The sequence below is a fragment of the Pseudomonas sp. MF6767 genome (genome assembly GCF_016405475.1).
Lineage (GTDB): Bacteria > Pseudomonadota > Gammaproteobacteria > Pseudomonadales > Pseudomonadaceae > Aquipseudomonas > Aquipseudomonas paracarnis.
The window spans coordinates 480720-504253 of sequence record NZ_JAEKCY010000003.1; the positions used below are offsets into that span (position 1 = coordinate 480720).

A 23534-nucleotide genomic window follows, 5' to 3' on the forward strand; every position below is an offset into this window, starting at 1 on the left:
CATGAGCGGCGCGGTGTTCCCGTGGCGCAGCGCCAATCAGTTCGAATTGCTGATCGACGGGCCGAATTTCTTCCCGCAGATGCTGGTAGGTATCGCCCGGGCCGAGCAGCAGGTTGACCTTGAGTTGTACCTGGTCGAAGCCGGGGCCTGCGCCGAGGCCATGGTGCAGGCGCTGGTACTGGCCGCCGAACGCGGCGTGCAGGTGCGTTGCCTGTTCGACGATTACGGCAGCCTGGCGTTTACCCTGGGGCTGCGCAAGCGCTTGACCGATGCCGGCGTGGCGCTGCGCTTTTACAACCGCCTGAATTGGCGGCGCTGGATGCGCAACCTGTACCGCGACCATCGAAAGCTACTGCTGATCGACCAGCGCATTGCGGTGGTCGGCGGCACCGGTGTCACCGACGAGTTCTGGACGCCGGGGCAAGACACCGCCGACTGGCATGAAGTGATGGTGCAGATCAGCGGCCCGCTGGTGCTGGACTGGCAGGCCCTGTTCGACCGGCAATGGCACGCTAACGCCGCGCGCCGTGAGTGGAAACCGGCTACCCACTTTGGTTTGCCTCGCTTGCCCAAGGTGCCCGCCACCGGGCCGGGGCTGGGCCGCGTGGCGTATGCCGATGCGCGTCAGCACCGTGACATCCTGCAATCGTTGATTCGTGCTTTGAACAGCAGCAAGGGGCGTATCTGGCTGGCGACCCCGTACTTCCTGCCAACCTGGAGCGTGCGCCGAGCCTTGCGCCGGGCGGCAGGGCGCGGTGTGGACGTACGTTTGCTGCTCACCGGCCCGCGCACCGATCACCCGTCGGTGCGTTACGCCGGGCACCGTTATTACCCGCGCCTGCTGCGCTCAGGCGTGCAGATCTTCGAATACCAGCCGTGTTTCCTGCACCTGAAGATGGTACTGGTGGATGATTGGGTGAGCATTGGCTCGTGCAATTTCGACCACTGGAATCTGCGCTTCAACCTGGAAGCCAACCTGGAAGCGCTGGACCCGCAGTTGACGGCAGCGGTGGTGGGCAGTTTCGAAGCGGACTTTGCCCAAAGCCAGGCGGTGAGCCTGGAGGCATGGAAGGCGCGGCCATTGTGGCGGCGGGTGAAGCAGCGGGTGTGGGGCTGGATTGATCGGTTGGTGGTGAACCTGCTGGATCGGCGCGGTTAGTCGGGCCACCTCAATCAACTGTGGGAGCTGGCTTGCCTGCGATAGCATCACCTCGGTACACCTGACAAACCGAGGTGCCTGTATCGCAGGCAAGCCAGCTCCCACAAAAGCCAGCTCCCACAGCGACCGTGTTTACAGCTTCAGATCAGAGCAGTTCGAAGGTTTGCTGCTGCACATCCTGGGAATCCAAGCCGATCTGCACATTGAACTCACCCGGTTCCGCCGCGAACTTGAGTTGGGCGTTGTAGAACTTCAAGTCGTCCTCGGTGATGGTGAAGTGCAGCGTGCGCGCTTCGCCAGCCTTGAGCATGACCTTCTGGAAGTTCTTCAGCTCCTTGATCGGGCGGATCATCGAACCGGCCACGTCCTGGATATACAACTGCACAACCGTTTCGCCATCGACCTTGCCAGTGTTCTTCACGGTGACGCTGGCATCGAGCTTGCCGGTCTTGTTCAGCGTGGTGGACGACAGTGCCATGTCCGACAGGCTGAACGTGGTGTAGCTCAGGCCATAGCCAAACGGAAACAGGGGGCCGGTGGTGTCATCGAAGTACTGCGAGGTGTAGTTGCCCGGCTTGCCTGGGGTGAATGGCCGGCCGATGGTCAGGTGGTTGTAGTAGGTCGGAATCTGCCCCACCGAACGAGGGAAGGTGATCGGCAGCTTGCCCGATGGGTTGTAGTCACCGAACAGCACGTCGGCGATGGCGTTGCCGCCTTCGGTACCTGCGAACCAGGTTTCCAGGATCGCGTCGGCCTGTTGGTTCTCTTCGAGAATCGACAGCGGACGGCCGTTCATCAACACCAGCACCAGCGGTTTGCCGGTGGCTTTGAGGGCCTTGATCAAGTCGCGCTGGCTTTGCGGGATGTTCAGATCGGTACGGCTCGACGATTCGTGGGACATGCCACGGGACTCGCCCACCGCCGCGACGATAACGTCGGCGTTGTTCGCCGCCTTCACCGCTTCATCAATCAGCACCTGGGCAGGGCGCGGGTCATCCACCACTTCCGGGGCATCGAAGTTGAGGAAGTTGAGGTAGTCGAGCACCGCTTTGTCGCCGGTGATGTTGGCGCCACGGGCATAGATGACTTTGCCTTTTTCACCGATCACGGCGTTCATGCCGTCGAGCAGGGTCACCGATTGCGCAGGCCGGCCAGCAGCAGCCCAACTGCCCATCATGTCGATGGGTGCCTTGGCCAGCGGGCCGACAAGGGCAATGGTCGCGGATTTTTTCAGCGGCAGGGTGTCGTTGTGGTTTTTCAGCAACACCAGGCTGCGGCGCGCAATGTCGCGGGCCTCGGCACGGTGCAGGCGGCTGTCGGCGTAGGTGTCGGCCGGGTCATCCTCGGCCTTGCCGATGCGCAGGTACGGGTCCTTGAACAGGCCCATGTCGTACTTGGCACCGAGCACTTCGCGCACGGCGTTGTCGATGTCGCTCTGCTGGATCTCGCCGGACTTGAGCAGCCCCGGCAATTCCTTGCCGTACAGCGAGTCATTCATGCTCATGTCGATGCCAGCCTTGATCGCCAGCTTGGCGGCTTCACGTCCGTCCTTGGCCACGCCGTGCTTGATCAGCTCGACGATCGCACCGTGGTCGCTGACGGTCAGGCCCTTGAAGCCCCAGTCTTTGCGCAGCAGGTCGTTCATCAGCCAGGTGTTGGCGGTGGCAGGCACGCCGTTGATCGAGTTGAGCGCGACCATCACGCCGCCGGAGCCGGCCTTGATCGCCGCGTGGTAGGGCGGCAGGTAGTCCTGGTACATCTTGACCGGGCTCATGTCGACCACGTTGTAGTCGCGCCCGCCTTCCACCGCGCCGTAGAGGGCGAAGTGCTTGACGCTGGCCATGAGGCTGTCGGCATTCGCGGGGCTGGTGCCCTGGAACGCCTTGACCATCACTTCGGCAATGCGTGACACCAGGTAGGTGTCTTCACCGAAACCTTCGGAAGTGCGGCCCCAGCGCGGGTCGCGGGAGATATCGACCATTGGTGCAAACGTGATATCGAGGCTGTCGGCGGCGGCTTCCTGGGCGGCGATGCGCCCGGAGCGGCCAATGGCGTCCATGTCCCAGCTGGAGGCCAGGGCCAGGCTGATCGGGAAAATGGTGCGGTGGCCGTGGATCACGTCGTAGGCGAAGAACATGGGGATCTTCAAGCGGCTGCGCATGGCCGCGTCCTGCATCGGACGGTTTTCCGGGCGGGTGATGGAGTTGAACGTGCCACCGATGCGGCCGGCGGCGATTTCCTTGCGGATCAGCTCACGGGGCATTTCCGGGCCGATGCTGATCAGGCGCAATTGGCCGATCTTCTCATCCAGGGTCATTTGCTTGAGCAGGTCGCTGACGAAGGCGTCCTTGTCGTTAAGCGCAGCAGGCTTTGTTTCTGCCCATACGGGGTGGCTGGCCAGAGTGGCAACAAGGCCGAGCAAACACAGCTTTTTCATGAATATCCTTTTTCGGCGACTGCGCAGCATTCAGAGAGATGCTGTCGGCCAAAATGTGGGGAACGTCTATTGTTGTTCGGGTGTTGTTCAGATAAATGCAGCACACTCTGAACTCTTTTTCGCGCTGGGCATCTTTGTAGCTGATTGGCTCGAAGCATTCCAGTGGTGGCGGATTATGCCCCAAGCGCGTGGTTTATAGGGTTAGTCGTCACATTCCATCAGATCGGGCAGGAGAAACACTATGCAAGCAGCACACACTTATCGCTGGGGCTTCAAGGCTGCGGCGCTGTTACTGATCAGCAGCGTGCTGAGCGGTTGCGGCATCAACAACATCCCGACCCTGGACGAACTGGCCAAGGCCGCCTGGGGCCAGGTGCAGAACCAGTACCAGCGCCGTGCTGACCTGATCCCCAACCTGGTGGAAACGGTGAAGGCGTATGCCGCCCACGAACAGGAAACCCTTACCGCGGTGATTGAAGCGCGGGCCAAGGCCACCTCGATCCAGGTGGATGCCAGCACCCTGGACAACCCCGAAAAACTCAAGCAGTTCCAGCAAGCCCAGGATGGCCTGAGCGGCGCACTCAGCCGTTTGATGGTGGTGTCCGAGCGTTACCCGGACCTGAAGGCCAACCAGAACTTCCTGGCCTTGCAATCGCAACTTGAAGGCACCGAGAACCGTATCGCTGTGTCTCGCCGTGACTTTATACAGGCCGTACAGGCTTACAACACTGAGATCCGCACCTTCCCGGGCCGCCTGTGGCACAGCGTGATGTACAGCGACTTGCCGATCCGCGCCACGTTTGAAGCCACCAGCGCCGATGCCGATAAAGCGCCGCAAGTGAAGTTCAAATAAGGCTGCACTGAGGTGTCGATGCGTTTATTACGGATAGGCCTGGCGCTGTGGCTGTTGGCCTGCGTGGGCGTGGCCCAGGCGGCGCTCACCTTCCCGGCGCTGACCGGGCGGGTGGTGGACAGCGCGCAGATGATCGACCCGGCGGTGCGCGAGCAACTGACCCAGCAACTGCAGGCGCTGGAGCAGACCTCGGGCGACCAGTTGGTGGTGGTCACCGTGCCCGACCTGCAAGGCGTGCCTATTGAGGACTACGGTTATCAATTGGGCCGCCAGTGGGGCATTGGCCAAAAGGGCAAGGACAACGGCGCGCTGTTGATCGTCTCCCGTGATGACCGCCAATTGCGCATCGAAGTCGGGTATGGCCTGGAAGGCGTGCTGACGGATGCGCAATCCTGGGTGATCATCAACCAGGTGATCCTGCCCAAGTTCAAGGCCGGCAATTTCAGCCAGGGCATCAGCGACGGTGTGGCCGCGATGATCCAGGTGGTGGGCGGTGAGCCCTTGGCGGTGCCGGCCCATGTGGCGGATGCGAACTTCGCCATGGATAATCCCGGTTTTTCCATCGGCCTGTTTATTCTGCTGATCGGCGTGCTGTGGCTGTGCAATCGCATGGGCTTGCCGGTGGGCGCTATCCTGCTGGCGATTCTCAACAGCAGCGGGCGCGGCGGCGGTGGTTTTGGCGGTGGCGGGGCTTCGGGCAGTTGGTAATGACAATAACGAGAATAGAGCATCTACAACCATGGCATTACTGACTGAACACGAGCAGCGCCAAGTCGCCGAAGCGATCGCCCGGGTCGAGAAAACCACCGACGCGGAGTTGGTCACCGTGCTGGCGGCGCGCGCCGACGACTACGCCTACATTCCGTTACTGTGGGCGAGCTTGATCGCGTTGGTGGTGCCGGGCGTGGTGCATTACCTGTCGGGTTACCTGACCATGTACACCTTGCTGGTGGCGCAGTGGGCGACGTTCATTGTGCTGTGCCTGGTGTTCCGCTTGCCCAAGGTCACTACTCGGCTGATCCCGCGTTCGGTACGCCACTGGCGTGCGTCCAACCTGGCGCGGCGGCAGTTTCTGGAGCAGAACCTGCACCACACGGTGGGCAGCACCGGGGTGCTGATTTTTGTCAGTGAGGCTGAGCGTTATGTGGAGATCCTGGTGGATGAGGGGATTTCCAAGCGCCTGGATGACAGCAATTGGGACGCCATTGTCCAGGCGTTTACCCAGCAAGTTAAACAGGGGCAGACGCTGGCCGGGTTCATCGCCTGCGTTGAAGCCTGTGGCGAGTTGCTCAAGGTGCATGTGCCCGTTACCCAAACCCGCAACGAACTGCCCAATCGCCTGGTTGTACTCGAATAACTGCTTTTTTGTAGGAGCGAGCTTGCTCGCGAAAAACTCATCGACGCCGCGTTCATTCAGGACACCCGCGTTATCGTTGACGTTTTTCGCGAGCAAGCTCGCTCCTACACAAGGCAGCATCCTTATTCGGGTTGATTGACCGTTGATCAAATAACCCCGTGCCCTGAACCCCCATCCCGCCTAAAATGCCCGGCATTCTTTACCCGAGGCGTTTTTGTTCATGTCCGTCACCGCTCAACCTGCCCGCCCTGCGCCGGATCATCATGCCCAGTTCATCGAACTGTTGAGCGCAAGCTTGGCCCAGAACGCTTTTATCAAGCTGGTGCTGGCCAAGTACGTCGGTGAGGAAGCCGAGTTGCAGCGGCTGATCATCAAGCCGGTGGTGGTCAAGGAGCAGCCTTGCCTGTCGTTCGTCTATCGCTACAAGACCCGCGACATCACCAAGAACTTCCCCTTGGCCGACGGCGTGGCGGCGATCGCCGAGCTGTTGCCCAGCTCGTTCAAGAACGCGCACTTGCTGGCGCTGACCGACGAAGCCCAGTTGGAATACAGCAAGAAGAACAAAAGCTCGCTGTTCAAAAGCAAACCGCAGCAACTGCGCGAAGCGCCTTCAGCCGAGCATAACCGTGAAAAAAATCGCTTCCTCGACCTGAGCCGGCCGTTTCTCTCCGACCTGGGCGTGACCGACGCCAAGCAGGCGCTGATCCCCTCGATGTCGCGCAAGTGGAAGCAGATCAACAAATTCATCGAAGTGTTCAGCCATGCACTGACGTCGTCGCCGTTGCAGCTCGATCGCCCGGTGCGTGTCGCCGATTTCGGCTCGGGCAAGGGTTACCTGACCTTCGCCATTCACGATTACCTGCGCAATACCCTCAAGGCCGAGGGCGAGGTCACCGGTGTCGAGTTGCGTGAAGACATGGTCACCCTCTGCAACAGCGCCGCCGCACGCCTGGAGCACCCGGGGCTGGTGTTCAAATGTGGCGATGTACGCAGCGTGGCGCCCAGTGAGCTGGACGTGATGATTGCCTTGCATGCCTGCGACATCGCCACCGACTACGCGATCCACACCGGCATCCGTTCCGGTGCGTCGATCATCATGTGCTCGCCGTGCTGCCACAAACAGATCCGCCTGCAGATCCAGAGCCCGGCGTTGCTCAAGCCGATGCTGCAATACGGCCTGCACCTGGGCCAGCAGGCGGAAATGGTCACCGACAGCCTGCGCGCATTGTTCCTTGAAGCCTGTGGCTATGAGACCAAGGTGTTCGAGTTCATCTCGCTGGAACACACCAACAAGAACAAGATGATCCTGGCGGTCAAACGTGCCGAGCCTGTGGACAACGCGCAGCTATTGGCAAAAATCCAGGAGCTCAAGGCGTTTTATCACATCACCGAACACTGCCTGGAAACCCTGTTGCGCGGGGATGGCTACCTGGCCTGAAATGGGCGCGGTTCCCTGTGGGAGCTTGCTCCCGTGACGGCCCCGGCGGCCAGCGCATATCTACCTGACGCCCCGCGATCCAAATGTGGGAGCTGGCTTGCCTGCGAAGACGGCCTGACAGCCGACCGGGATGTGGGATCAGACTGAGTACATATCCGTTATTTAGGTAACGGCCACTTAGGGTTCCGCCCTGACGGCGGCTCACTTTGCAAAAGCGGCAAAGTAAGCAAAACGCTCTTGCCCCACCACTCGGCACCTCGCCTAGGCTCGGTGTGCCCGTAATCCGCCAGTGATTTTGGGGGCCGCCGCCACGCGCCATCCATGGCGCGGGGCGGCTAAACCGGCATCCCTGCCGGTTTACCCCCCAAATCCCTGGCGAATTCCGGCCAGCGTGGTTTAACGGGGCGCCTGAGATCAAGATCACAAGCAGATCAAGATCAAGAGCGGCTCGCTTCGCATCGTGGTTACCGGTGGCTGCGGCGAACTGCACAGTTGTGTAGATACCTATGGCTATCGCAGGCAAGCCACACACACATTTGGAATGCGTGTGTGCTTAGAAGAACCGCGTCACGCTGATCTTCGCATCACGCCCCTTGGTGTACGCCCGGTCGCCGCTCAAGGCCGGGCGGAAGTTTTTGTTGAACAGGTTGTCCACCGTGAAGTTCACCTCGGTGCCTTTGAGATATGCCTGCTGCGGTGTCCATTTGGCGAACAGGCCCTGGGTGTTGTAGCGCTTGTTGCCGTACTGGTCGTAGAACACATCGCCGATGCTGGAGCCCGGGCCGCCAGAGTATTTGTCGCTGGGCAGGCGGTCGGTGGCGCCGATGAATTGGCCCATCCAGCCCACCTGGGCATCCCAGGCCGGGATGTGAGTGCCCAGTACCAGCACCCATTTGGTCGGCGGAATATCCCGCGCGGCCACGTCCGGGCCCCAGGGATTGGTGTAGGCGCCTTGGTGCTGGCCCTTGGCATAGGCGAACGACACCGAGCCAAACAGGTAGGTGGAGTTGTAGATCGATTCGAGCTCAACGCCCTTGATGGTCAGGCTGCCGATATTGCGGTAGTTGGACATCGGCCCAGGCGGGCAAGCTGAAGCGATGCTGCCGCCATTGACAGCCTGGTTCTGGCAACCCACGCCGGTGGCCTTGAAGATCTCGTCTTCGACTTTGTTGTGAAACAGGGTGGTGCGCAGTTGCAAGTTGTCGTCCTGGGCGAGCAGGTTATCGAAGCTGGTGATGTTGCCCAGGGTGATCGAGGTGATGCGCTCCGGGTCCAGGTCGACGCTGGTGGCGGTGCGACTGCCCACGCCCTGCACTTCGTATTGTTCGTCGATCACCGGGGCGCGCCAGGTCTGGCTCCAGTTGGCGAACAGCCCCACATTCGGCGTCACGGTCCAGAATAGCGCCAGGCGTGGCGACCAGCCGGTGTAGGTGCGGTCGCTGTAGTCGTGACCCACTGCCGGGTTGGGGTTGTTGTAGTAGGGCGCATCGTTGCCTTCGCCGCGGTTGCGCACATGGTCGTAGCGCAGCGACGGCGTGATCGTCACGTCGCCCAACGTCACCGCGTCCTGGATAAAGAAGCTGTTGGTATCGACTTTGCCGTGGGGCATGAAGCCCGGCTGGAAGTGCCCGTAGTTGTAGCGCGGCGTGTTGTAGGTGGCGCCGGGCATCCACATCTCGGTTTCGCGGGTGTGCTTGCGGATTTGCCCGCCGACCGTCACAGCATGCTGCAAGGGGCCGGTGTCAAACAGGCTGACGTTACGGATATCCAGGAGCTTGTCGGTGTAGGCGGTGTCCATCTTGCGCCCGCCGGTGGCCAACTGGAAAAACGCCGTGGCGTCACGCTCATCGGTCTGTTCGGTGTTGGACTGGGAATACTTGATGGTCAAGTCCACCAGCGGGTTGTCCAGCGGCTGGTATTCATACTTGCCCGACCAGGTGGTGTCGACCGTGTCACGGTGGGCGAGGAAGCGCTTCAACGCGCCTTCGTAGCCGTAGCGGTCGATGTTGAACTGGGTTGGCGGCGTGGGGTAGCTGGCGGCGGAAAACGGGGTCCAGCGGTTGCTGTGGGAGCGCGAGTACGACAGCCCGACACTGTGCTCATCGGTAAAGTGCGCGTTGACCTTGAACAGCTTGCCGTCCACATCCTGGGCGCTGTTGGGCAGGCGCTGGGGGTTGATCGGGTACTCATTGTTGTCGTTGGGCAATTTGGCGGCCACCTTCATATCGCCGCCGTCGCGTTGGGTCAGGTAGGCCAGCGCATCGAAACGGCCGTCGTCGGTACGGCCATAGACGGCACTGCTGTAGACCTGTTCATGGTCGTTGCTGGAGTAGCCATATTTGAGCATCGCACCGCTGTTGCGGCCGTCCTTGAGCAGGTCCGGAGCGTCCTTGGTGACCATGTTGACCGTGCCGCCGAAGCCGCCATTACCGGTGAACGGCGAGTTGGGGCCTTTTTCCACTTCAATGCGCTTGATCAGCTCGGGCTCGATAAACACCGTGCCTTGCTGGTAACGCTCAAAGCCTGTCTTGGTGGCACCGTCAACGGTCAGCGGCACGTCTTCGGCATCGCCGAAACCACGGATGTTGATGGTCTGGCCGCCGGGCTTCAGCGAGCCGCCCTGGCTGACACCGGGCAAGGTCTGCAACAGGCTGGGAATGTTATTGGACTGGTAACGGTCGATGTCGGCCTGGGTCAGGGTGGAGCGGTTGACGGTGCTGGCGTTTACCTCATTGCCAGTACCGATCACGCTCAGGGTGTCCAACTGGATCGCGCCACCGGTGGTGGTTTTGCCCTCGTCGGGGCGCACCACATAGGTACTGCCGACCTTGATCAGGTTGAGCTCACCGTTTTTGAGCAGGGAACGGATGGCCACTTCCGGGGTGTAGTTACCGTCAAGCGCTGGGGCCTGCACGTTCTTGAGCAGGGTTTCATCGAACAGCAGCTGGATTTTCGCTTGCTGGGCCACCTGGCTCAGGGACGTGGCCAGCGACTGGGCCGGCAGGTGCAGCTTGAGCGACTCGGCTTCGGCGCTGAGGCTCAAGGCCAGGCACGTAGCCATGAGTGTCGGTCGAAGAAACAGGTGCGAAGCGTGGCAAGGCGCGCGAAACATGAAATCCCCCGGAGCGGCTAAATAGCCAAAAAGGTGTGCGTATCAAACACAGACAGGAGGAAGACGGGGCAGGCAAAAAAACCACACATGCGAATGCAAAATATTCTCATGTGTGGTTTCTGCCGTTTATTTGCTCGGCTCGATTCTCATGATGCCATCCGCCGAGAGCACGGTTTTCACTGGCAACAGCGCGGGCAAGGCGTTGAGCAGGGCGTCCGGGTCGCTCACATCAAGGTTGCCCGACACCTTGAGCTGCGCGACGGCCTTGCTGACCTGCAACGGCGTTTGTGGACGGTAGAGGCTAAGTTCGTCGATCAGGCTGGCCAGCTCTCGATTGCGAAACGACAAATGCCCGCTGCGCCAATCGGCGATCTCTTCGGCGCTGAGGCTTTGCGATTGCACGGTGCCTTTGGCGTAGTTGTATGAGGCCCGTTGCTGGGCGTCGAGCAGGGTGACGGGGCTTTCGCCATTTGGCGCGAAAGCGACCTGGCCATGGGCAACGCTGACCACCAATTGCTGCTGCCCACGGCGCACATCGAAAGCCGTGCCCACCACCCGTACGCTCGACTCGCCGGCCTGCACGTAGAGGGGGCGTTCCTTGTCGGCGGCCACTTCGATGTACAGCTGGCCTTTGTCCAGATGCAGCACCCGTTGATGGGCGCTGAAGTCCACGCGGATATGGGTGTTGGCATTCACATACAAGGTACTGCCATCTGGCAGATTCAAAGTGCGCACGCCCTTGGCATGGGTGGCAACCTGGTTGTGATACAGCTCGCGCGGTGCGCCGATAGAGGTCGCCAGCACGGCGCAGAGCAGGGCGGCGGCCATCGCCAGGGCAGGGCGCCAAAGGCTGGGCTTGCGCTTGGGCAGTGCCAACGGTTTGTTCAGTTGTTGCAACTGGGCGAGGTCGGCCCACAGCTGTTCGAATTCGGCATAGGCGCGCGCATGCGCGGGCACCGCCTGCCAGTCGGCAAAGGCTTTACGGTCGGCGCGGCTTGCTTCGTTGCGGTTGCGTGCAAACCAACTGGCGGCTTGGGCGTCGATGCAATCGCTCGCTTGGCTGTCCAGCGCGTCTGTGTCGCTCGGGCGGTTCATTCTGGCTGCTCCGTGCCGGGGGCGGGTTGAAGGCGGCGCTTGCAGTGCAGCAGGGCAAAGGCGATGTGCTTTTCCACCATGCTGGTGGAGATGCCCATGCGCGTTGCTATCTGCGCCTGGCTCAAGCCTTCGAAGCGGTGCAGCATAAGGGCTTCTCGTCGGCGCGGCGAGAGTTCGGCAAGGACTTCTTTCAACTGTTCCAGGCGTTGCAGGCGAAGGGCGGCGGCCATGGGGTCGTTGTGCTCGTCGGTGACCGGCTCGGCATCCATTTCGGCGTGATCAGGGTGGACGGTTTGCCGTACCTTCTGTTTGCGCCAGTGATCGCGCAGCAGGTTGCGCGCCATCTGGAACAGAAACGCTCGTGGCTGCTCGACCTTGGCACGGTCGCGGTAGCCCAGCCATTGGGTAAATACATCCTGGGCCATGTCCGCCGCGTCGCTGGCGTTGTCCGTGCGTTTACGCAGGAAATACAGAATGTCTGCATAAAACCCGCGACAGGCATCGGCCGCCGACGGGTCGGGCTGGGGACGAGACATGGATACCCTTCTTGACGAAGTACGACGTGGAAAAGTCGCGAATGATATCGAGAATTATTGTCATTTGTCTCCAGCTAAATAGATCTCCCGTGTTTGGCTGGAAAAAATTGGGGCATGGCCTTTAATCCTACAAGTTTGGGAGCGATATCCCACTCAAAGGAGAAAGTCATGGCTGGATGGTATGAGTTGAGTAAAAGCAGTAACGGGCAGTTTCGTTTCGTGCTTAAGGCGGCGAACGCAGAAACCATATTGACCAGCGAGCTTTACACCACCCGCGGTGCTACTGAAGCCGGCATTGCTTCAGTGCAGACAAACAGCCCACATGATGAACGTTATGAGAAAAAAGTGGCCAGCAACGGCCAACCGTTCTTCAACCTCAAGGCGGCCAATCATCAAGTGATCGGCAGCAGTGAGCAGTACACCTCTACAGCCGCACGAGACAATGGCATTGCCAGCGTCAAGACCAATGGTCCCAGTGTCACTATCAAGGACAAGACCTGACAGTTGTGCAAGAAGACCTGCACCCGGCTCGCGAGAGCCGGGCGTTTTTATACCGATGACAGCAACGCTTTGAGCTGTCCGATCCCTGCCTCACCCAACGGGAACACCGGCAAGCGCGGATTACCCACCTCCAACCCGGTCAAGCGCAACCCGGCCTTGATCGTCGCCGGCAGCCCGCCTTTGAGGATGAATTGCAGCAAGGGCAACTGTCGGTAGAACAGCTCCCGCGCCTTGTTCAAATCATCGGCCAGTACGGCCTGATACAAGCTCAGGTTCAGTTGCGGGATCAGGTTCGGCGCCGCGGTGCACCAGCCTTTGGCGCCAGCCGCGAAGGCTTCCAGCGCCAGCGGGTTGCAACCGTTGTAGAACGGCACGTCACTCTGCAGTTTCAACTGGTGCATGCGCTGGATGTCGCCAGTGCTCTCCTTGACCATGGTCACGTTCTCGACCTGCTTGAAGATACGCAGGATCAGCTCCACCGACATGTCGGTGCCGCTGGTGGCCGGGTTGTTGTAAAGCATGATCGGCACGCCGATGCTGTCGCCGATGGCGGCGTAGTGAGCGAGGATTTCCGCGTCACTGAGTTTCCAGTACGAGGCCGGCAGCACCATGATCACATCGGCGCCGTGCTCTTCGGCGTAGCGGGCGCGGCGCACGGCCTTGGCGGTGGTCAGGTCGGACACGCTGACAATGGTCGGCACGCGCTTGGCGACTTTCTTGATGCTGTAGGCGCTGACTTCATCCCACTCGGCATCGCTCAGGTAAGCGCCTTCGCCCGTGCTGCCCAAGGGCGCAATGGCGTGGACGCCGCTGTTGATCAAGCGGTCGATGGAGCGCCCGAGGGCGTCGAGGTCAACGCGCTGGCCGTCGGCGCTGAAGGGCGTGATGGTGTAGCCGATGATGCCGTGAATGGTTGGGTTGGACATGGGGGAAACTCCGGTCGAAAAGGGGGGCAATCAGTTCAGGCAATCGGCGTGCTTGCGCAGGTTTTGCCGGGCGTAATAGTTGAACGCGGCGCCGTGGCGTTTGGGTTTGGAGATCCAGTCGTGGGCCTCGCGCCCCAGCTCCGGCAGGATCGGTTTGACGGTACCAGCAGACATCGCCAGCAACTGCAACTTGGCAGCCCGTTCGATCAACTGCGCAATCACGCAGGCTTCTTCGATGCTGGCCCCGGTGGACAACTGGCCGTGGTGCGAGAGCAGAATGGCGCGCTTGTCGCCCAGGGCCGCGGTGATGATTTCCCCTTCTTCATTGCCCACCGGCACGCCGGGCCAGGCCTCCAGGAACGCGCAGTCTTCGTACAGCGGGCATAGGTCCATGTGCGACACCTGCAACGGCACTTCCAGCATCGACAGCGCGGCAATGTGCGTGGGGTGTGTGTGGATGATGCAGTTTACATCCGGGCGGCCGCGGTACACCCAGGTGTGAAAACGGTTGGCGGGGTTGGGAATGCCATGGCCTTCCAGTACTTCGAGGTCTTCGTTGACCAGCAACAGATTGCTGGCCGTGATTTCGTCAAAACCCAGGCCCAGTTGCTGGGTGTAGTAGGTGCCGGGCGTCGGCCCACGTGCGGTGATCTGCCCGGCCAGGCCAGAGTCGTGGCCGTACTCGAACAGGATTCGGCAGGTCAGCGCCAGCTTTTGCCGGTCGGTCCACGTATTATCTGCCAGGCTGTTTTGCATCTGGCTCAGTGCTTGCTTGACCAGTTGGTCTTTTGGGAGTGCTAATGTCTTGGCCATATCGGTGTCCTTTGGGTGGTTCAATGGACGTCGGATTTGCTGGTCGCCCGCTGCTCGCAAGGTCGTTGGGTGAATGCAAATGACACTAAAGATGCTATATGACACTTTGTGTCATTGGCAAGCCTGTCTCATCGCTTTCTGCAGGGATTAACCGCAGCACATGTCTATCCGCTTGAAAATATTAAGAAAAAAACTTGGCGTGACCCTGGAGGCCTTGGCCGAAAAATCCGGGATGACCAAGAGTTACCTGTCGAAAGTCGAACGCGGGCTTAATACGCCATCCATCGCTGCGGCGTTGAAACTTGCCAAGGCGTTGAACGTGAAGGTCGAAGAACTGTTCAGCGAAGACAACGTCAGCCTCGACAGCTACAGCCTGGTGCGTAGCCATGAGCGGCCCGACACATCGCCGGGTTATGCGGTGCTGGCCCACCAAGTCAGCGAGCGCAGCCTGCTGCCGTTCATCATTTATCCGCCGGCGGAGTTCACCGACAAGACCTTCAAGGAGCACCTGGGGGAGGAGTTTTTATTCGTGCATGAAGGCCAGGTTGAGGTGGATTTCATGAACGAGCGCGTGCTGTTGGCGCGCGGTGATGCGCTGCATTTCAACGCGCAGAAACCCCACCGGATTCGCTCGGTGGGAGAGGTGCAGGCGCAGTTGCTGGTGGTGGTGCACAGCGCTGAGGAGTGAGACTGAGCCCGACTTGAAATGCATTCAATGTGGGAGCTGGCTTGCCTGCGATAGCGGTTTATCGGTGCCCAATCTGTCGCTGACCCACCGCCATCGCAGGCAAGCCAGCTCCCACATTTTGCTCAGCGTTCTACAGGGACGGACAATGCCGGATTGCCCAGTGGGTGCGTACGCGCGGTAAAGAACCTCAGTTCCACATTAGAGCCCTCGAACAGCTCCATATACCGCCGCTTCTGCTGACGAACAAACCCATCACTGCGCCCCGACACCGAGATCGCCAGGGTGCTGATGCGGGCCTGGCCGATAGCTTCTACCAGGTGTTTATCCTGCGGCCCCAAGTCATGCCCGAAGATGCACAGCGCGCCTTCATGGCTCAACAGCTGTTCATAACAGAACGACAGATAATCCGAACTGCGGATACTTTTGAGTTTCTCCTCCACCTTGCCTTCACTGACAAACAGCGGCACATCGTCGAGGGTCTTGATCGTGTTGTTGATGGCAAAACTGCTGAGCAGGGTGCTGTCGGTGGACGGCAATTTGCGCGCCGTGCCGTCGAGGTTGCGCACCAGGTGCAGGCCTCCGTGCAGGTACAGGATGCGGGTGATGTCGGTGCGCGTATTGCGCAGGTCGAAGCTTGAGTCGGCGCTGCGAAACAGGTCGTCGATACCCGGTGCGTGCAGGGTCGCCCAGTAGTTGAGCAAATCGTAGTTACTGGTGAATACGGTGGCGTAGGTGGCCAGCTCCGCGTTGATCGTCGCCAGCGTCGACGGTTGCACCAGGCGCCAGGGAATGTGCACGGCATGGATGGTGTTGATCAGTGCTTCCTTGATCGCGTAGTAACGGTTACGCGGCGCCGCCGAGCTGACCGCCAGGGCCTTGTTGACCCGGCTGGTGGTTTTCAAGGCGCCCAGGGCTTGCTCGAAACTGCGGGTTTGCAAGGCGTCGAACACGCTGAGCTCGGAGGCGCTCAGGGGTTTTTCTTCGACGGTACGGGCGTTTTCGAACAGCGAGTCGTAGGCAAAGTCTTCCCAGATCGTGCGGCTGGCGCCGTTGCCGATCAGAATCCCGCTGAAGTCGACGGCAGCGCGCAGGGCGCTCCAGTCTTCAAGGTGGGCGTCAATATCCTGGAAATCCTTCATTGCGGCGGGTCTACTCGAAATCGGCTGGGGGGTGACTTTATCACGAGCCGGCATTGATCCTGATCAAGATGCGCCACGCGGTACAGGTTGATTCTGTCGGCATAAAGCCTTTGAGGATTGATCATGAGCAGCACGTTCTTCATCCCCGCCGTCAACATCATGGGCATCGATTGCCTCGACGAAGCGATGACCGCCATCCGCAACTACGGCTTCGGCAAAGCGTTGATCGTCACCGACGTCGGCCTGGCCAAAGCCGGTGTGGCCGGCATGATCGCCGAGAAGCTGGCGATGCAGGATATCGACTCGGTGATCTACGACGGCGCCAAGCCCAACCCCAGCGTGGAAAACGTCGAAAAAGGCCTGGCGTTACTGCAACAGAGCGCCTGTGATTTCGTCGTGTCCCTGGGCGGCGGTTCGCCCCATGACTGCGCCAAGGGCATTGCCCTGTGCGCCACCAACGGTGGGCGTATCGGCGACTATGAAGGCGTGGACCGATCGAGCAAGCCGCAACTGCCGCTGGTAGCCATCAATACCACCGCTGGCACGGCCAGCGAGATGACGCGTTTTTGTATCATCACCGACGAAAGCCGCCACGTAAAAATGGCCATCGTCGACCGCAATGTCACGCCGTTGCTGTCGGTCAACGACCCGGCCCTGATGGTCGGCATGCCCCAGGGCCTCACCGCCGCCACGGGCATGGATGCGCTGACCCACGCCATCGAAGCCTACGTGTCCACCGCTGCGACACCGATCACCGACGCCTGCGCGATCAAGGCCATCGAATTGATCAGCGCCAACCTGCGCCTGGCGGTGCGCGACGGCACTGACAAGGCCGCACGGGAAAACATGGCCTACGCGCAATTCCTCGCTGGCATGGCCTTCAACAATGCGTCCCTGGGTTTCGTGCATGCCATGGCCCACCAATTGGGCGGCTTGTACGACCTGCCCCATGGCGTGTGCAACGCGGTGCTATTGCCCCATGTACAAAGCTTCAATGCCAGTGTCTGCGCCAAACGCCTGAGCGACGTGGGCCGGGCCCTTGGTGCAGATATCAAGGGCATCACCGCCGAGGAGGGCGCCCAGGCTGCCATCGCGGCGATTCGTCGGTTGTCCCAGGACGTGGAAATCCCTGCGGGCTTGCGTGAGCTTGGCGCTAAGTTGCAGGACATTCCGTTGCTGGCCAGCAATGCGTTGAAAGATGCCTGCGGGCTGACCAACCCACGGCGGGCGGACCAGCGTCAGATTGAGGAGATCTTTCGTAGCGCTTTTTGATAGGGGCAGCCTTTGGCAGCACGCGGTAAGCTACACGCTCAATGCATTCAAGCATCAAGCGTGCGGCGTGCCGCTGAGGTCCCTTCATGAGAGTTCTGTTATTCGGCGCCACCGGCATGGTGGGCCAGGGTGTGCTGCGCGAGTGCCTGCTGGCGGCCGATGTGCAGGAAGTAGTGGCCGTCGGCCGCACGCCCTTGACCCAAGAGCACGACAAGCTGCATCAGGTGTTGCACAACGACATGCTGGATTTCCACCCCCTGGAAAACCTGCTGCAGGGTTTTGATGCATGTTTCTTCTGCCTGGGTGTTTCGTCGGCGGGCATGAAGGAGGCGCGCTATACCCACCTCACCTATGACCTGACCCTCGTGGCGGCCAGCACCCTGGCGCGGCTCAATCCGCAGATGACCTTTATCTATGTGTCCGGCGCCGGCACGGACAGTTCCGAAGCCGGCAAGTCGATGTGGGCGCGGGTCAAGGGCAAGACCGAAAATGCCTTGCTGCGCTTGCCGTTCAAGGGGGTGTATCTGTTCCGCCCCGGGATCATCCAGCCGTTGCACGGTGTGCGTTCGAAGACGCCGTTGTACCAATCCTTCTACAGCGTGCTTGGGCCGGTGCTTTCGTTTGTGCGGCGACTGAAACCGGATTGGGTGGTGAGCACCGAGACCGTCGGCCGTGCGATGTTGCAGGCGGCCAGCCAAGGCGCGCCGCAGCCCATGGTGGAGCAGGCGCAGATCAATCGCCTTGCGGCTGAGCGCCGCTGAACTGAATTAGCGCAACGCCGCTGATCAGCAGTAACGCGCCCAACGCCCGGGAGGTTGTCAACTGACGTTCCACCAGGCCGAACAGGCCGAAATGGTCCAGCAGCAACGACGCGAGAATCTGCCCGGCCATGGCCAGCGCGATGAAGCCCGATGCGCCGAGCTTGGGCAGCAGCATCAGCGCCAATGAAATAAAACACACGCCAAAGGCACCGCCGGCCCACATCCACAACGGTGCCTTGCTGATAAACGCCATGTTCGGCAGAGGTAAACGTAGCGCCACAATCACCGGCAGCAGCACGATGATGCTCACCAGCAACGATGCCAGGGTGGCCCACAAGGGATGGCCGAGCCCGCGCCCGAGGTTGGCGTTGATCGCACTCTGAAACGGCACCACCGCGCCGGCGAACGCCGCCAGCGCTAACAAACCTACCCAATGCAACACAGTCATCTCGACGCTCCCAAAGGTTTTGCTGGACTCTAGGGTATTCGTCGCGCAAATTTAAATTCCAAATTCTTATGCTAGGCATGCAGCTGATGAATGATCTGCGCCGCATCGACCTGAACCTGCTGGTGATCCTCGACGCCTTGCTCAGCGAGCAACACGTCACCCGCGCCGCCGAGCGCCTGCACCTGAGCCAGCCGGCGGTCAGCCATGCGTTGGCGCGGCTGCGCGATATGCTGGGCGACCCGCTGCTGATGCGTCAGGGCGGCACACTGGTGCCAACCGCCCGCGCCCTGGAATTGGCGGGGCCATTGACCGAAGCTCTGGCCCAAGTGCAGGCATTACTGGCGCCGAATCGTTTTGATCCCGCCTCGGCCAAGCGCCGCTTTCGCGTGGCGATGTCGGACTACAGCGCGGCGATATTCCTGCCCGGCCTGGTTCGCGTCCTACGCCATGAAGCGCCCGGTATCGACTTGCAGATCATCCAGGCCAGCCGCGAAGGCATGGTTGAGGGTGTGCTCAATGGCGATCTCGATCTGGCTGCGGGCGTATTCCCCGACATGCCCGCCGAACTGCGGACTACGCCGCTGTTCGAAGAGCATTACACCTGCCTGGTCGACCCCACCAGCCTTGCGCCCAACGGAGTGCTGGACCTGCCGACATACCTGTCACGCCCCCATGTGCTGCTGGAGATGCGCGGCAGCGGCACGCCGGAAATCGAACGGGCGCTGACGGCCATTCGTGAACGCCGCCACGTGGTGATCAGCCTGCCGCACTGGAGCGTGGCGCCGCAGTTGATCCAGGGCACGGACCTGATTTTGACGGTCTCGTCCCGTGGTTTAATGAATATCGACGCTCGGCAATTGCTGGCCGTGCCACCGCCGTTTCATATTCCGTCGTTTGCCTTTGAGCTGGCCTGGCATACGCGGCGGGGTGGGGATGTGGGGTTGCAGTGGTTGATTGGCAGGGTGGTGGGTGTATTGTCCGCAGACCCACGATAACGCGAGAACACCTAGATGCTCAGCGGTTTCAACCACCTGACCCTGGCCGTCACCGATGTGCCGCGCAGCGTCAGTTTCTATCACGACCTGCTGCGCCTGCAGCTCGACGCAACCTGGGATAACGGTGCCTATCTCTCATTGCCTGGGCTTTGGCTGTGCCTGTCGCTGGACCCGTTGCGCTCGGCTGCTCCGGCGATGGATTACACCCACTATGCCTTCACTGTCGATGCTGCTGATTTCACTGCCTTGGTCGAACGCCTGCGCGCCGCCGGCGTACAGGAGTGGCGAGACAACCGCAGTGAAGGCGCATCGTTTTATTTTCTCGATCCCGACGGCCATAAGCTGGAGGCCCATGTCGGCGATCTGGCCTCGCGGCTGCAAGCCTGTCGTGCCAAGCCCTATGCTGGAATGAAGTTTTACCCACCGCGCTGAAACATGCAGAATCGTTCACCCTCAAGCGTCTGTCGGAGCGTCTACCATGACCCCATCCTTGCTGTTCGCCGTGCTGGCGTCGGGTTTTATCTACGGCATTACCCCAGGCCCCGGTGTCCTGGCCGTATTCGGCATCGGTGCGGCCCGTGGCCGGCGTGCCGGGGCAGGATTCTTGTGCGGTCATTTGCTCGGCGATGTGGTGTGGTGCAGCACGGCGCTGATTGCCATCGTTGGTGCGCGGGAAGTCGGCAGCAGTGCGTTTGATGTGCTCGGCGTACTCAGCGGGGTGTATTTATTCTGGCTCGGCTGGCGTGCGATCCGCACCCAACGCCGCAATAGCGATGCCCCTCAGGGCGCGGCGCGCCATCCGTTCTGGCACGGTATTCTGTTTGGCTTGACCAACCCCAAGGCCTACCCGGTCGCCGTGGCGACGTTCACCGCGTTGCTGTCCAGCCGGGCCGAGTTGTTGACTTGGTCGATGCTGCCGACCTTGATTCTGTTGAGCTTTATCGGTGGCTTGCTGGCCTACGCGATCCTGATTGGCGTGGTGGGTGCCCAACGGGTGCGCACGCTGTATCAACGCCATGAAATCCTGATCACCAAGCTCTGCGGCGTGATGTTTATCGGCTTCGCCCTCAATGCCCTGGCGCACGCATTGCCGGGCCTGTTCGGCAGCAAAGCGGCCTGAGGCGACGACGACCGTTCGTCGCCCAGGTAAGTTTTTTCTAAACCTTTACCGTCCTGAAAATTCGAATTCAGGGCGGGTTGTATGCTCCCGCGCCTATTTTTGCCCTGGAGGAACCCATCATGAGCCGCATGGCTATCCGGTTACGCACCGCCAGTTTCGCGATGCTGCTGGGCCTCGGCGCCAGCAATGCTTTCGCCCAGTCGCCTGCAGAATTCATCGAGCAGGCTTCGGCCAAAGGCATGGCCGATATCGAAACCAGTCGCATGGCCCACGCCAAGACCTCGTCCCAGGAAATCAAGGACTACACCATTGAGGTCATCAACGAGCGCACGCTGGCCAACCAGCACTTGGCGGCGATCGCCAAGAAGCTTGATTTGCCAGTGGCCCCACGGGAGAAGATCGTTGATAAAGCCGAAACCCTGATGCCTGAACTCAAGGACGGCGATTCCTTTGACGCTGCCTATACCGCGCAGCAGGTCAAGGAAAACGAAGACGCCATCGCCCTGTTCCAGAAAGAAGGCGCGGCGTCGGATGTGCCAGAGATAAAGGCACTGGTGGATGAGACGCTACCCAAGCTTGAAGAGCGCTTGCAAAAAGCCCGGGCCCTGGCGTCGACGTACGGTAAGGGCCATCAAGGCGACGGTTGAGGCCGCTGCCCGATCTGAAAAACGGCGGTTGGAGGGGACTCCCACCGCCGTTTTCATGCCGGGTTTCAGACGGGGTATGGGTCAATGCCGCCTATAACGCTAGTTCCGTCTGGCCTGTGCCTTCAAGTGCGAGTAAATACTGCTTGGCTGCCAACCCGCCCGCGAACCCGGTCAGTCCGCCGGAGGCGCCGATCACCCGGTGACATGGCGCAATGATTGAAATGGGGTTGCGCCCATTCGCGGCGCCGACGGCGCGCACGGCTTTGGGGTTGCCGATCTGCTGTGCGATCTGGCTATAGCTGCGGGTTTCGCCGAAGGGAATGGTCAGCAGTGCTTGCCAGACTTGCTTCTGGAAGTCAGTGCCGGTGAAGTCCAGTTCCAGTTCGAAGTGGTTACGCTTTCCGGTGAAGTATTCCTGCAATTGGCGCTCGGTTTCCAAGAGCACTGGGCTGTCGTCGGCTTCGATCAATTCACCCAGGCGCACGCGATTGGCACGTTCTACTTCCCAGAGGATGGCGTTGAGTTTGCCATCCCGCGCCACCAGAGTGAGTTCACCGACAGGGGAAGGCATGAGCTTGTATTGGTAGTCCATGAGCAGTTTCCTTGAAGGGCGTTGATGGGGACGACGCCACTGTAGTTCCACCAAGGGGGCTGGGAACTACGTTTCTTGCGGTCAAATTCTTGCCAAACTAGACATTCCAGTAAACCCAGTTGGAATAATAGGGGTACCAGTAGAGCCAGGCGATAATGTAAAGGGCCTTGAGTACGGACGCTGTACTTAACATGACCATAGAAATGACGTTGAGCAGGGTGACAAACAAAGCGAACACAGCCACGCGTGGGGTTGCGTGACGCCAGGCAAACCTCACGCCATACGCTGAGGAGGCAATCACTCCTGACTCCAGCAATAATCCGAGGGGGAAGGGCAGCCGTACAAACGAGACCAGCAGCGGCAAAACCAACACCCAGCCGGCTACTTGGCACAGGATGATTTTGGGTGTGGCTTTTTTGGTGTCCAGCATTGCCATGTTTCCGAACTCTGGGCCGATGAGCCTACATTATCGTGAGGTGTTGCCGGTCTTCCTGTAAGACTTTGCTTAGGCGTACCTATCGCTCCTGCTGTAATACTTTTCGCGCTGCGAATGCCAGAAACCCCGAGCAGCTTTTTCCTGTGGATGATTCAACAGGTATTCAACGATGCGATTCAACAGATAGCCGAGCAGCAGATGAGTGCTGGAGACTAAATTTTAGGCATAAAAAAACCGGTCACCAAGGACCGGTTTTTTGTGCAGCCTCCGCCAGAAACCCCCGACGCAAGTGCAAATCTGAGTGGAGCGGGTAGAGGACTTGTGATCGACCATGAGTTACATGGCTTGCAGAAGGTTTTATCGTTTCACCATACAAGCGTCCATACAGAACGCTTGGGGCTGTAGCGGATTGCCAAGCCCCGTAGCGATGGTGTGCCGACACTTATTCGTCGGCGTTGGCTTGTTGGTTTCGAGCGGCTTTCTTGTCCTCGATCCACTGTTCGACCTCGGCAGGATCGAAGCGGCACCGGGCGCCCCGTGCGTCACTGCTCTTGATCGGCGCCGGGAACGTCTTGTCACGAACCCGCAGCTTGTTCAGGCCGGAAACGCTTTGCATACCCAGCATCTTGAGGACTTCTTTGTTGCCCACCAGGGCGGTGTGTTGTTGGTTCATTGGAATGCCTCGCCATTCTTTTTCTTTAGGGTTTCGATAACGTTTTTCGCCCACTGATCACGGGAAATCTCTTTATCTCCTATCCAGTGCGTTTCGCCGCCAGGGTGGTATGGTGAACCTATATAAGGCCCTGCGTAGACGCCGCGCAGCCTGATTGCCGAGGTGTTAACACCTGTAGCAGAAACTACCAAGTAGCCTGTTTTTGTCGGCAACACCCAGCTGTCGGAGCCAAAGGTAAGTTGGTGCTGCTTTTTTCTTTTTGGTCCGCGAAGCACTTTCTGAGGAATGATAGCCCCCCGCCTGTAAAACCTTGCGCGACTCAAAAGTGATTCGAATTCCTGCATCACATCTACGTTTGTAATGGCCATAGTAATACCTCGCCACGCCGTTGCCGGGTGGATTGATTTGTAGGGGGAGGGGTTACAGAGGTTTCAGCAAATAAGTTGTGCCAGTGCCAGCAGGCACCAGCAGTAGGCGGGGAGTTGGGTTGTGTTAGCCTTCCTCGCTGCAGCAGTCGGGACAGTCCATCACATAGC

General features: G+C 60.1%; 25 protein-coding genes. 13 read left to right on the top strand and 12 right to left on the bottom strand.

All coding sequences use genetic code 11. The features are described 5' to 3' along the window. Position 1 precedes the first annotated feature (1 nt). Positions 2 to 1159, top strand: a complete 1158-nt coding sequence (locus tag JFT58_RS08400) for a phospholipase D-like domain-containing protein (RefSeq protein ID WP_034126534.1) — start codon at positions 2 to 4, stop codon at positions 1157 to 1159. Positions 1160 to 1304: 145 nt separating this feature from the next. On the opposite strand, the gene bglX is transcribed toward JFT58_RS08400, so the two are convergent. Beyond that, positions 1305 to 3596 (bottom strand): beta-glucosidase BglX, encoded by a 2292-nt coding sequence (gene bglX / locus JFT58_RS08405; RefSeq protein WP_054898726.1) that lies wholly within the window; start codon positions 3594 to 3596, stop codon positions 1305 to 1307. Between the two features lie 241 nt (positions 3597 to 3837). Between bglX and JFT58_RS08410 the strand changes: the two genes are divergently transcribed. From JFT58_RS08410 to JFT58_RS08425, 4 genes are all read left to right on the top strand, one after another. Then, complete coding sequence (locus JFT58_RS08410; RefSeq protein ID WP_198834364.1) at positions 3838 to 4449, top strand: LemA family protein; 612 nt, start codon at positions 3838 to 3840, stop codon at positions 4447 to 4449. Positions 4450 to 4467: 18 nt separating this feature from the next. Then, positions 4468 to 5157: a TPM domain-containing protein gene (locus tag JFT58_RS08415; protein ID WP_106120678.1), complete on the top strand. Its 690-nt coding sequence runs from the start codon at positions 4468 to 4470 to the stop codon at positions 5155 to 5157. A gap of 31 nt (positions 5158 to 5188) precedes the next feature. Continuing rightward, positions 5189 to 5806 (top strand): TPM domain-containing protein, encoded by a 618-nt coding sequence (locus JFT58_RS08420; protein WP_044272726.1) that lies wholly within the window; start codon positions 5189 to 5191, stop codon positions 5804 to 5806. A 220-nt stretch (positions 5807 to 6026) separates the two neighbouring features. After that, positions 6027 to 7244 carry a class I SAM-dependent methyltransferase gene (locus tag JFT58_RS08425; RefSeq protein WP_034126538.1) on the top strand — a complete coding sequence of 406 codons (1218 nt, stop codon included), beginning with the start codon at positions 6027 to 6029 and terminating at the stop codon, positions 7242 to 7244. 553 nt (positions 7245 to 7797) lie between these two features. Here JFT58_RS08425 and JFT58_RS08430 read toward each other — a convergent pair. From JFT58_RS08430 to JFT58_RS08440, 3 genes are all read right to left on the bottom strand, one after another. Further along, positions 7798 to 10356: a TonB-dependent receptor gene (locus JFT58_RS08430; RefSeq protein WP_054898728.1), complete on the bottom strand. Its 2559-nt coding sequence runs from the start codon at positions 10354 to 10356 to the stop codon at positions 7798 to 7800. Between the two features lie 126 nt (positions 10357 to 10482). Next, positions 10483 to 11451 (bottom strand): FecR family protein, encoded by a 969-nt coding sequence (locus JFT58_RS08435; protein WP_054898729.1) that lies wholly within the window; start codon positions 11449 to 11451, stop codon positions 10483 to 10485. Then, positions 11448 to 11987, bottom strand: coding sequence for an RNA polymerase sigma factor (locus JFT58_RS08440; protein WP_034126541.1), 540 nt, complete (start codon positions 11985 to 11987; stop codon positions 11448 to 11450). The genes JFT58_RS08435 and JFT58_RS08440 overlap by 4 nt, the downstream gene beginning before the upstream one ends. A 168-nt stretch (positions 11988 to 12155) precedes the next feature. On the opposite strand from JFT58_RS08440, the gene JFT58_RS08445 reads away from it, so the two are divergent. Further along, on the top strand, positions 12156 to 12488 hold the full coding sequence (locus tag JFT58_RS08445; RefSeq protein ID WP_034126542.1) for a YegP family protein: 333 nt from the start codon (positions 12156 to 12158) through the stop codon (positions 12486 to 12488). A 47-nt stretch (positions 12489 to 12535) separates the two neighbouring features. Here the strand turns inward: JFT58_RS08445 and JFT58_RS08450 are convergent, their stop codons facing one another. Further along, positions 12536 to 13414, bottom strand: a complete 879-nt coding sequence (locus tag JFT58_RS08450; protein ID WP_054898730.1) for a dihydrodipicolinate synthase family protein — start codon at positions 13412 to 13414, stop codon at positions 12536 to 12538. Positions 13415 to 13444: 30 nt separating this feature from the next. After that, entirely contained in the window at positions 13445 to 14227 is a 783-nt protein-coding gene (locus JFT58_RS08455) for an aldolase (protein ID WP_034126544.1), read from the bottom strand. 160 nt (positions 14228 to 14387) lie between these two features. On the opposite strand from JFT58_RS08455, the gene JFT58_RS08460 reads away from it, so the two are divergent. Further along, entirely contained in the window at positions 14388 to 14915 is a 528-nt protein-coding gene (locus tag JFT58_RS08460) for a helix-turn-helix domain-containing protein (protein ID WP_054898731.1), read from the top strand. A 122-nt stretch (positions 14916 to 15037) separates the two neighbouring features. Here JFT58_RS08460 and JFT58_RS08465 read toward each other — a convergent pair whose 3' ends face one another. Beyond that, on the bottom strand, positions 15038 to 16054 hold the full coding sequence (locus tag JFT58_RS08465) for a DUF4917 family protein (protein WP_054898732.1): 1017 nt from the start codon (positions 16052 to 16054) through the stop codon (positions 15038 to 15040). 123 nt (positions 16055 to 16177) lie between these two features. On the opposite strand from JFT58_RS08465, the gene yiaY reads away from it, so the two are divergent. Together yiaY and JFT58_RS08475 are read left to right on the top strand one after the other, a co-directional pair. Then, on the top strand, positions 16178 to 17326 hold the full coding sequence (yiaY, locus tag JFT58_RS08470; RefSeq protein WP_034126546.1) for an L-threonine dehydrogenase: 1149 nt from the start codon (positions 16178 to 16180) through the stop codon (positions 17324 to 17326). Positions 17327 to 17412: 86 nt separating this feature from the next. Then, positions 17413 to 18087, top strand: coding sequence for an NAD(P)H-binding protein (locus JFT58_RS08475; protein ID WP_054898733.1), 675 nt, complete (start codon positions 17413 to 17415; stop codon positions 18085 to 18087). Here JFT58_RS08475 and JFT58_RS08480 read toward each other — a convergent pair. Continuing rightward, complete coding sequence (locus JFT58_RS08480; protein ID WP_054898734.1) at positions 18059 to 18535, bottom strand: DMT family transporter; 477 nt, start codon at positions 18533 to 18535, stop codon at positions 18059 to 18061. The genes JFT58_RS08475 and JFT58_RS08480 overlap by 29 nt on opposite strands. Before the next feature lie 77 nt (positions 18536 to 18612). On the opposite strand from JFT58_RS08480, the gene JFT58_RS08485 reads away from it, so the two are divergent. The 4 genes from JFT58_RS08485 to JFT58_RS08500 all read left to right on the top strand — a co-directional run bounded on the left by JFT58_RS08485 (position 18613) and on the right by JFT58_RS08500 (position 21297). Beyond that, on the top strand, positions 18613 to 19530 hold the full coding sequence (locus tag JFT58_RS08485; RefSeq protein ID WP_374935832.1) for a LysR family transcriptional regulator: 918 nt from the start codon (positions 18613 to 18615) through the stop codon (positions 19528 to 19530). 15 nt (positions 19531 to 19545) lie between these two features. Then, positions 19546 to 19962 carry a fosfomycin resistance glutathione transferase gene (gene fos / locus JFT58_RS08490; RefSeq protein WP_054898736.1) on the top strand — a complete coding sequence of 139 codons (417 nt, stop codon included), beginning with the start codon at positions 19546 to 19548 and terminating at the stop codon, positions 19960 to 19962. Positions 19963 to 20008: 46 nt separating this feature from the next. Then, positions 20009 to 20650, top strand: coding sequence for a LysE family translocator (locus tag JFT58_RS08495; RefSeq protein ID WP_034126551.1), 642 nt, complete (start codon positions 20009 to 20011; stop codon positions 20648 to 20650). Positions 20651 to 20769: 119 nt separating this feature from the next. After that, the gene (locus JFT58_RS08500) at positions 20770 to 21297 is read left to right on the top strand and encodes a DUF4142 domain-containing protein (protein ID WP_003189402.1); all 528 of its coding nucleotides are present in this window, start codon (positions 20770 to 20772) and stop codon (positions 21295 to 21297) included. A gap of 91 nt (positions 21298 to 21388) precedes the next feature. On the opposite strand, the gene JFT58_RS08505 is transcribed toward JFT58_RS08500, so the two are convergent. The 4 genes from JFT58_RS08505 to JFT58_RS08520 all read right to left on the bottom strand — a co-directional run bounded on the left by JFT58_RS08505 (position 21389) and on the right by JFT58_RS08520 (position 23366). Continuing rightward, positions 21389 to 21889: a methylated-DNA--[protein]-cysteine S-methyltransferase gene (locus JFT58_RS08505; RefSeq protein WP_034126552.1), complete on the bottom strand. Its 501-nt coding sequence runs from the start codon at positions 21887 to 21889 to the stop codon at positions 21389 to 21391. A gap of 97 nt (positions 21890 to 21986) precedes the next feature. After that, a complete protein-coding gene (locus tag JFT58_RS08510; RefSeq protein ID WP_054898755.1) occupies positions 21987 to 22319 on the bottom strand; it encodes a hypothetical protein in 333 nt (110 codons plus the stop codon). Between the two features lie 448 nt (positions 22320 to 22767). After that, positions 22768 to 22998: a helix-turn-helix transcriptional regulator gene (locus JFT58_RS08515; RefSeq protein ID WP_198834365.1), complete on the bottom strand. Its 231-nt coding sequence runs from the start codon at positions 22996 to 22998 to the stop codon at positions 22768 to 22770. Further along, the gene (locus JFT58_RS08520; RefSeq protein ID WP_198834366.1) at positions 22995 to 23366 is read right to left on the bottom strand and encodes a hypothetical protein; all 372 of its coding nucleotides are present in this window, start codon (positions 23364 to 23366) and stop codon (positions 22995 to 22997) included. The genes JFT58_RS08515 and JFT58_RS08520 overlap by 4 nt, the downstream gene beginning before the upstream one ends. Between the last annotated feature and the right edge of the window lie 168 nt (positions 23367 to 23534).

Coding starts and splice junctions, on each gene's coding strand:
- JFT58_RS08400 (WP_034126534.1), top strand. CDS start 2: ATGAGCGGCGCGGTGTTCCCGTGGCGCAGCGCCAATCAGTTCGAATTG.
- bglX (WP_054898726.1), bottom strand. CDS start 3,596: ATGAAAAAGCTGTGTTTGCTCGGCCTTGTTGCCACTCTGGCCAGCCAC.
- JFT58_RS08410 (WP_198834364.1), top strand. CDS start 3,838: ATGCAAGCAGCACACACTTATCGCTGGGGCTTCAAGGCTGCGGCGCTG.
- JFT58_RS08415 (WP_106120678.1), top strand. CDS start 4,468: ATGCGTTTATTACGGATAGGCCTGGCGCTGTGGCTGTTGGCCTGCGTG.
- JFT58_RS08420 (WP_044272726.1), top strand. CDS start 5,189: ATGGCATTACTGACTGAACACGAGCAGCGCCAAGTCGCCGAAGCGATC.
- JFT58_RS08425 (WP_034126538.1), top strand. CDS start 6,027: ATGTCCGTCACCGCTCAACCTGCCCGCCCTGCGCCGGATCATCATGCC.
- JFT58_RS08430 (WP_054898728.1), bottom strand. CDS start 10,356: ATGTTTCGCGCGCCTTGCCACGCTTCGCACCTGTTTCTTCGACCGACA.
- JFT58_RS08435 (WP_054898729.1), bottom strand. CDS start 11,451: ATGAACCGCCCGAGCGACACAGACGCGCTGGACAGCCAAGCGAGCGAT.
- JFT58_RS08440 (WP_034126541.1), bottom strand. CDS start 11,987: ATGTCTCGTCCCCAGCCCGACCCGTCGGCGGCCGATGCCTGTCGCGGG.
- JFT58_RS08445 (WP_034126542.1), top strand. CDS start 12,156: ATGGCTGGATGGTATGAGTTGAGTAAAAGCAGTAACGGGCAGTTTCGT.
- JFT58_RS08450 (WP_054898730.1), bottom strand. CDS start 13,414: ATGTCCAACCCAACCATTCACGGCATCATCGGCTACACCATCACGCCC.
- JFT58_RS08455 (WP_034126544.1), bottom strand. CDS start 14,227: ATGGCCAAGACATTAGCACTCCCAAAAGACCAACTGGTCAAGCAAGCA.
- JFT58_RS08460 (WP_054898731.1), top strand. CDS start 14,388: ATGTCTATCCGCTTGAAAATATTAAGAAAAAAACTTGGCGTGACCCTG.
- JFT58_RS08465 (WP_054898732.1), bottom strand. CDS start 16,054: ATGAAGGATTTCCAGGATATTGACGCCCACCTTGAAGACTGGAGCGCC.
- yiaY (WP_034126546.1), top strand. CDS start 16,178: ATGAGCAGCACGTTCTTCATCCCCGCCGTCAACATCATGGGCATCGAT.
- JFT58_RS08475 (WP_054898733.1), top strand. CDS start 17,413: ATGAGAGTTCTGTTATTCGGCGCCACCGGCATGGTGGGCCAGGGTGTG.
- JFT58_RS08480 (WP_054898734.1), bottom strand. CDS start 18,535: ATGACTGTGTTGCATTGGGTAGGTTTGTTAGCGCTGGCGGCGTTCGCC.
- JFT58_RS08485 (WP_374935832.1), top strand. CDS start 18,613: ATGCAGCTGATGAATGATCTGCGCCGCATCGACCTGAACCTGCTGGTG.
- fos (WP_054898736.1), top strand. CDS start 19,546: ATGCTCAGCGGTTTCAACCACCTGACCCTGGCCGTCACCGATGTGCCG.
- JFT58_RS08495 (WP_034126551.1), top strand. CDS start 20,009: ATGACCCCATCCTTGCTGTTCGCCGTGCTGGCGTCGGGTTTTATCTAC.
- JFT58_RS08500 (WP_003189402.1), top strand. CDS start 20,770: ATGAGCCGCATGGCTATCCGGTTACGCACCGCCAGTTTCGCGATGCTG.
- JFT58_RS08505 (WP_034126552.1), bottom strand. CDS start 21,889: ATGGACTACCAATACAAGCTCATGCCTTCCCCTGTCGGTGAACTCACT.
- JFT58_RS08510 (WP_054898755.1), bottom strand. CDS start 22,319: ATGCTGGACACCAAAAAAGCCACACCCAAAATCATCCTGTGCCAAGTA.
- JFT58_RS08515 (WP_198834365.1), bottom strand. CDS start 22,998: ATGAACCAACAACACACCGCCCTGGTGGGCAACAAAGAAGTCCTCAAG.
- JFT58_RS08520 (WP_198834366.1), bottom strand. CDS start 23,366: ATGGCCATTACAAACGTAGATGTGATGCAGGAATTCGAATCACTTTTG.